Below are 5,528 nucleotides of genomic sequence, written 5' to 3'. Positions count from 1 at the left end.
GCCCGCGGGGCCTGCCCGCCCGGCCGGCGGCGTCAGACCTCGACCGTCGCGCCGGCGGCCAGCGAGCGCTCGGCGGCGGCGAGGATCTCGACCGTACGCAGGCCGAACGCGGCCGAGCACGGGTGGGGCTCGCCGGTGCGCGCGGCGCCGGCGAGCGCGTCCAGCGCGCGGTGGAAGGCCGCGACCGGGCCCTCGCCGCGCTCCGGGAGGTGGACCGTGCCGGACTCGCCGCGCAGCTCCATGCCGGTGCCGCCGCCCGCCCGCGGGGCGGTCAGGCTCAGTGCGAGGGTGCTGGAGGCACCGCCGGCGTGGCGCAGGACGAGGTGGACGGTGTCCAGCGGACCGGCCACGGCGGTCACCGAGGTGGCGTCGCCGAGGACCGGGAGCAGCACGGAGAGCGCGTGCGGGCCGACGTCCCAGAGCGCGCCCTTCTCCTTGCGCCACGGGGAGTCCGCGTAGGGGCTGGTGGAGTCGGGGGCGAAGACCGAGCCGAGCCAGTCGGAGCGCCCGGTGAACCACCCGCCGACCGCCGCCTGCTCCTCGATCCAGGGCAGCTGGTCGCCGCCGAACCGGACGGTGAAGAAGACCACCGAGGCGACGCCGTTGGCCTCGGTCGCCTCGACCACCCGGCGGGCCTCCGGGACGGTGAGCGCGACGGGCTTGTCGAGCAGCAGGTGGCAGCCGGCCTCGGCGGCGCGGACCGCGAGCCCCGCCTGGACGGCCGGGGGCAGGGCGATGGAGACGGCGTCGACCTCGGCGAGCAGTCGGTCGAGGTCGGTGTGGCCCGGGGCGCCGTACCGCGCGCCGAGCGCGGCGGCCGCCTCGGGGCGGCGGCCCCAGACGCCCGCGAACTCGACGCCGGGGTGCTCCGCCAGGACGGGCGCGTGCACCCGCTCCGCCCAGGGGCCGGTACCCAGGAGTCCGATGCGCATGGTGTACCCATTCCTTCGTCGTGTGCCGGTGTCGGGTCGTGCGAACGCCGCCGCCCCGGTGCGGTTCCGGGGCGGCGGCGAAGTCGGGTCGTGCACGTCCGGCCGGTCGGGCCGCCGGTTCGCGCGGGGCGGAGGCCCGGGCCGGGTCAGTCGGCGGCGGGCGCGGCGACCGTCGGGGCGCCCTTGGGCTCGGCGGCCCCGGGCTCACCCTGCGCCGCACCGGCCGCCTCCGCCGCTTCCTCCGCCTCGATGGCGGCGGCGGCCTTGGCCGCACGGCGCTTCATGAACCAGGCCGAGAACGCGCCGCCGGCGACGGCGACGAGCAGGCCGATCCAGGAGAACTTGGACAGCCACTGCTCGGCGACCTTGCCGACCTGGTAGACCAGCAGGGTCGTACCGCCGGCCCAGACGATGCCGCCGAGCACGTTGGCGATCAGGAACTTCCAGTACGGCATCTTCAGCGCGCCGGCGAGCGGCCCGGCGAAGATGCGGAGCAGGGCGATGAAACGGCCGAAGAAGACCGCCCACATGCCCCACTTCTGGAAGGAGCGCTCCGCGGTGGCCAGGTGACTGGGACCGAAATGCTTGGGGAACTTCCGCCCGAGCTTCTCGAACAGCGGCTTCCCGCCCCGGCGGCCGATCGAGTAGCCGATCGAGTCGCCGATGATCGCACCGGCGATGGCGCAGGCCGCCACCCAGACCGGGCTGACGACACCGCGGGCGGACAGCAGCGCGGCGGAGACGAGGGCGATCTCACCGGGGAGCGGGATACCCAGCGACTCCAGTCCGATGATCAGGGCGACCAGGGCGTACACCGCGCCCGGTGGTACGCCTTCGATCCAGGCGTCGATGTGCAGCAAGGCCAGTTACCTCCGTGGCAGGACGGCACCCGCACGGCCGGCCAGACCGGGTCCCGATCCGGTCCCCGCGGCCCGCGCGCCGGGTCCCGACGTCGTCCGATGGCGGCACCAGGCCGCTCCCCGAGAGGGCAGCCTAACGTGCCGGGCGGCCCGTCCCCCTGACCGATCACCCCTGGTAACGACGCACGGAGCCGCCCGGCGGTTCCGGCCCGGCGGCGCGCAGCCCGACCGTCCACGAACCCACGACACCTTTTCGGACTGCATATACTGATCACCGACATATAAACGGTGTGATAGCAAGGTTGCCCCGCCGCAGACCGTGTCGCGGTCCGGCACGCCCGCCGGTGCTCGGGAGACCCGGAGAACGCCGCGGGACCGGACCCGCAGGGAGGAAGACAGTTCGATGCGACAGTTGACAGCGCCCACCGAGCCGGAGCGGGAGGGCGGGCCCGCCGCCGCACCGCCGGCCCGGCGCGCCGACCGTGCGGTGCGCCGCTTCGAGGAGCTCCGCCGCCACCGCTGGTTCTGGCCGGCCGCGCTCGGCACCGGCTACGTCGCGCAGGTGGTCTTCCGGCTCGTCCTGGTCCGCGGCCTGACCTTCCCCTCGGTCCACCCCGACGAGGAGTCCTACCTCGTCCTGGCACGCGTCCTGGCCGGCCGGCCCACCACCGAGATGCCGGTCGGCGTGGTCATCCCCGGCGGGTACGCCCTGCTGATCTCCCCCGTGGTGCGGTTCGCCGACGACCCGGCGACCGCCTACCGGCTGATCCTGGTGATCAACGCCCTCGTCAGCGCGCTGGTCCTGCCGCTCGCCTGCGCCGCCCTGCGCCGCCTGGGCGTGCGCCGCCTGCCGGCCTACGTGTTCGGCACCGCGACCGCGCTGCTGCCCCCGGTGCTCTTCTACGCCCAGTACGCCATGACGGACGCCGTGCTGCCGACGCTGATCCTGGCCTGGCTGCTCTGCCTGCACGGCTGGCTCACCGACGGCCCGCTGCGCCGCCGCGCCTGGTACGCCGTCGGCGCGGGCGCCGCCGCCGCGTACGCGATGTCCGTCCACGACCGCGGCGGGGTGGTGGTGGCCGTCACCGGCGTCACCTTCGCCGGGGTCCTGCTGCTGCGCCTCGCCCCGTGGCGCAGCACCGCCGCCGGCCTGGCCGTGCTCGGCGTCGGCGTCCTGGGCGCGAGGGCGCTGGAGACGTGGCTGCACGCGCAGTTCACCGTCGAGAACAGCGACGTCGGCGGCTTCCTCTGGAAGGGCCTCACCGATCCGGAGGCCACCCAGCGGACCCTGACCAGGACCGTCGGACAGGTCTGGTACTTCATGGTCTCCACCTGGGGCATCGGCGGCCTGGCCGTGACGGTCTGTCTGGTGGCCGTGTTCCGGCGCCGCCGGTTCACCCCCGCCGAGCGGATCACCGGCGCGGTGATGCTGGCCCTGCTGGTCGGCACCGCGCTCGCCGCGGCCGCGGCCCTGCCCGACGACGGCCGCATCGACGACTGGGTCTACGCCCGCTACACCTCCTACCTCGTGCCGGCGGCCTTCGTGACGGGCTCCGCCGTGCTCGTCCGCTGCGGCCGGCGCGCACTGGTGCGGACGACCCTGGCGACCGCCGCGCTGACGGTGCTCCTCGGGGAACTGGTCGTCCTGTCGGCCGGCGGAAAGCTCCACTCGGAGCGCTTCGTGCTCTGGGGCCTGCCGGACGTCTCCTTCCTCGCGACCGAGTGGAACCGGCTCGCCATGGGCCGGGCCACCGCCGCCGCGCTGGTCGTGCTGACGGCGGTGGTGCTGATGCTGCTCGCGGGCGGCCGCCGGGTGCTCTGGGCGGCCGGCGTGGCACTGGCCATGTTCGCCGCGTTCGCCACCGTCACCATCACCGAGCAGGTCACCCGGCCCCACCACGAGGTGCGCGCCTCGACGGCGAGCGGCTTCAACCGCGCCGCGGCGGTGAAGCCGGAGGACAACGTGGTGTTCGCCTGGGACATCTACTGGCCGCTGCGCAGCACCCAGGCGTGGGAGGTCTACGAGGGCCGCGTCTGGTACCGCGACCCGCGCTGGCAGCCGGTCCCCGCCGAGGCCACCGCCGTCGTCACCCCGCTTCCCGAGCAGGGCCGGGCCGAGGACTACTGGCCCGGACACCCCGCCGAGTGGTACGTCGACCGCACGAGCACCGAGTACAAGTGGGCCGTCTGGCGCAAGCGCTGAGCCCGCCGCCGACCCACCGGCACCACCCCCGCCGCCCCCGCCGTCCCCGCGACGCCGGGGGCGGTGCGCGTTCAGCCCCGCCCCGCCCGTGCACCGGGCGGGGCACGGGCGGTGGCCGGCGCGGTGCGGGCCCGACCTCCCGAAGCCGGCAGGTCGGCCGGGCCGTACGGGCCGGGGCCCGCGACCGCGGTGCAGGGTGTGGCGGGAGGAGCCGCGGGTAGCAGAGCGGTCTCCGTGCGACCCCGCCCCGCGAGGTGCGGGCGGCGGTGCGCGCGGCGGCGGAAGGAAGACGGGGCGTCATGCTCGGGCAGTCACATGCGATCAGCGGAGCACTGGTCTACGCGGCGGCGGCGCCGACCCTGCCGCAGGCCCTGTTCGGCACGGAACCGCGGCCGGGCGAGGTCCTGGTCGGCACGCTGCTCTGTGCCGGGGCCGCGCTGCTGCCGGATTTGGACCACCACGACGCCACCCCCGCCCACCTGCTCGGCCCGTTGTCGAGGGGCCTGTGCCGGCTGGTGGGCAGGCTGTCCGGCGGCCATCGCCACGCCACGCACTCGCTGCTGTTCGTGGCGCTGGCGGGCTGGGGCACCCGGGCGGGCGTCACCGGCTTCGGCGACGGCTTCACCCTGGGCCTGGTCTTCGTGCTCCTCGCGCTCGCCGCGAGGGCCCTGCACCTGCACCCGCCCGGCCGCGGTCCGACGGCGTGGCTCACCTCGACGGGTCTGGCCGGCACCGGCACCGCGGCGGTGGCGGCCTGGGTCCCCGGCGTCGGCGACTGGCTGCCCTACACGGTCGCCCTGGGGGCGCTCACCCATCTGATCGGCGACTGCCTGACGCGTCGCGGGGTGCCCCTGCTCTGGCCCTGGGGCAGACGCTTCGAGGTGGTCCTGTTGCGGCGCACCGGGGGGCGGGCGGAGACCAGGTTCCTCGTTCCCGTGATGACCGTCGCCACCTTCGCGGCCCTCTGGTTCGCGGCCTTCGCACCGCTGCTGTCCGCGGGCTGAGCGGCGCCGCCCGGGGCGGGTGGAGCGGACCGCGGGGACCGGGGGTCCGGCCGACCGCGAGGGACGGGCGGGAGGAAGGGCGGGCGGGCAGGAACCGGCGCCCGGAAAAATTCCCGGGTTTGGAAATGCCGGTTCGGTAAAAACGAGTGCTGACAGCGGCTTGAATCATTGAGGCGGGAGAATCGCATGGGCGTCATCGCTTGGATCCTGATCGGACTGTTCGCGGGCTCGATTGCCAAGGCACTGATGCCGGGCAAGGACCCGGGCGGTGTGATCGTCACGATCCTCATCGGCATCGTGGGCGGACTGCTGGGCGGCTGGCTCGGAAAGGTCATTTTCGGCGTCGACTCGATCGACGGCTTCTTCGACCTCTCCACCTGGATCGCCGCCATCGCCGGCTCGGTGATACTCCTCGCGCTCTACCGGCTGGTCACCGGCGGCAAGCGCCATCACGGCCACGCCTGAGCCGACCGGGCCCCGGCGGTCCGGCCGACGGAAAAGCGGCTCCCCCCTCGCGCGAGGGGGGAGC

General features: G+C 74.9%; 5 protein-coding genes. 3 read left to right on the top strand and 2 right to left on the bottom strand.

The window, feature by feature from the left end; genetic code table 11:
• Positions 1-32 precede the first annotated feature (32 nt).
• Positions 33-932, bottom strand: a complete 900-nt coding sequence (locus ACFCX4_RS34375; protein ID WP_376151088.1) for a Gfo/Idh/MocA family protein — start codon at positions 930-932, stop codon at positions 33-35.
• Between the two features lie 146 nt (positions 933-1,078).
• On the bottom strand, positions 1,079-1,789 hold the full coding sequence (locus tag ACFCX4_RS34370; protein WP_376151090.1) for a DedA family protein: 711 nt from the start codon (positions 1,787-1,789) through the stop codon (positions 1,079-1,081).
• A gap of 406 nt (positions 1,790-2,195) precedes the next feature.
• Between ACFCX4_RS34370 and ACFCX4_RS34365 the strand changes: the two genes are divergently transcribed.
• The 3 genes from ACFCX4_RS34365 to ACFCX4_RS34355 all read left to right on the top strand — a co-directional run bounded on the left by ACFCX4_RS34365 (position 2,196) and on the right by ACFCX4_RS34355 (position 5,464).
• A complete protein-coding gene (locus tag ACFCX4_RS34365; RefSeq protein ID WP_376151086.1) occupies positions 2,196-3,995 on the top strand; it encodes a phospholipid carrier-dependent glycosyltransferase in 1,800 nt (599 codons plus the stop codon).
• A 299-nt stretch (positions 3,996-4,294) separates the two neighbouring features.
• The gene (locus ACFCX4_RS34360; RefSeq protein ID WP_376151084.1) at positions 4,295-4,999 is read left to right on the top strand and encodes a metal-dependent hydrolase; all 705 of its coding nucleotides are present in this window, start codon (positions 4,295-4,297) and stop codon (positions 4,997-4,999) included.
• 186 nt (positions 5,000-5,185) lie between these two features.
• Complete coding sequence (locus tag ACFCX4_RS34355) at positions 5,186-5,464, top strand: GlsB/YeaQ/YmgE family stress response membrane protein (protein WP_376151082.1); 279 nt, start codon at positions 5,186-5,188, stop codon at positions 5,462-5,464.
• The last annotated feature ends 64 nt before the right edge of the window (positions 5,465-5,528 follow it).

It is taken from the genome of Kitasatospora sp. NPDC056327 (assembly GCF_042261735.1).
Classification (GTDB): domain Bacteria; phylum Actinomycetota; class Actinomycetes; order Streptomycetales; family Streptomycetaceae; genus Kitasatospora.
Note: the sequence above shows the minus strand (reverse complement) of the source record. Positions and strands in the feature narration are given on the sequence as shown.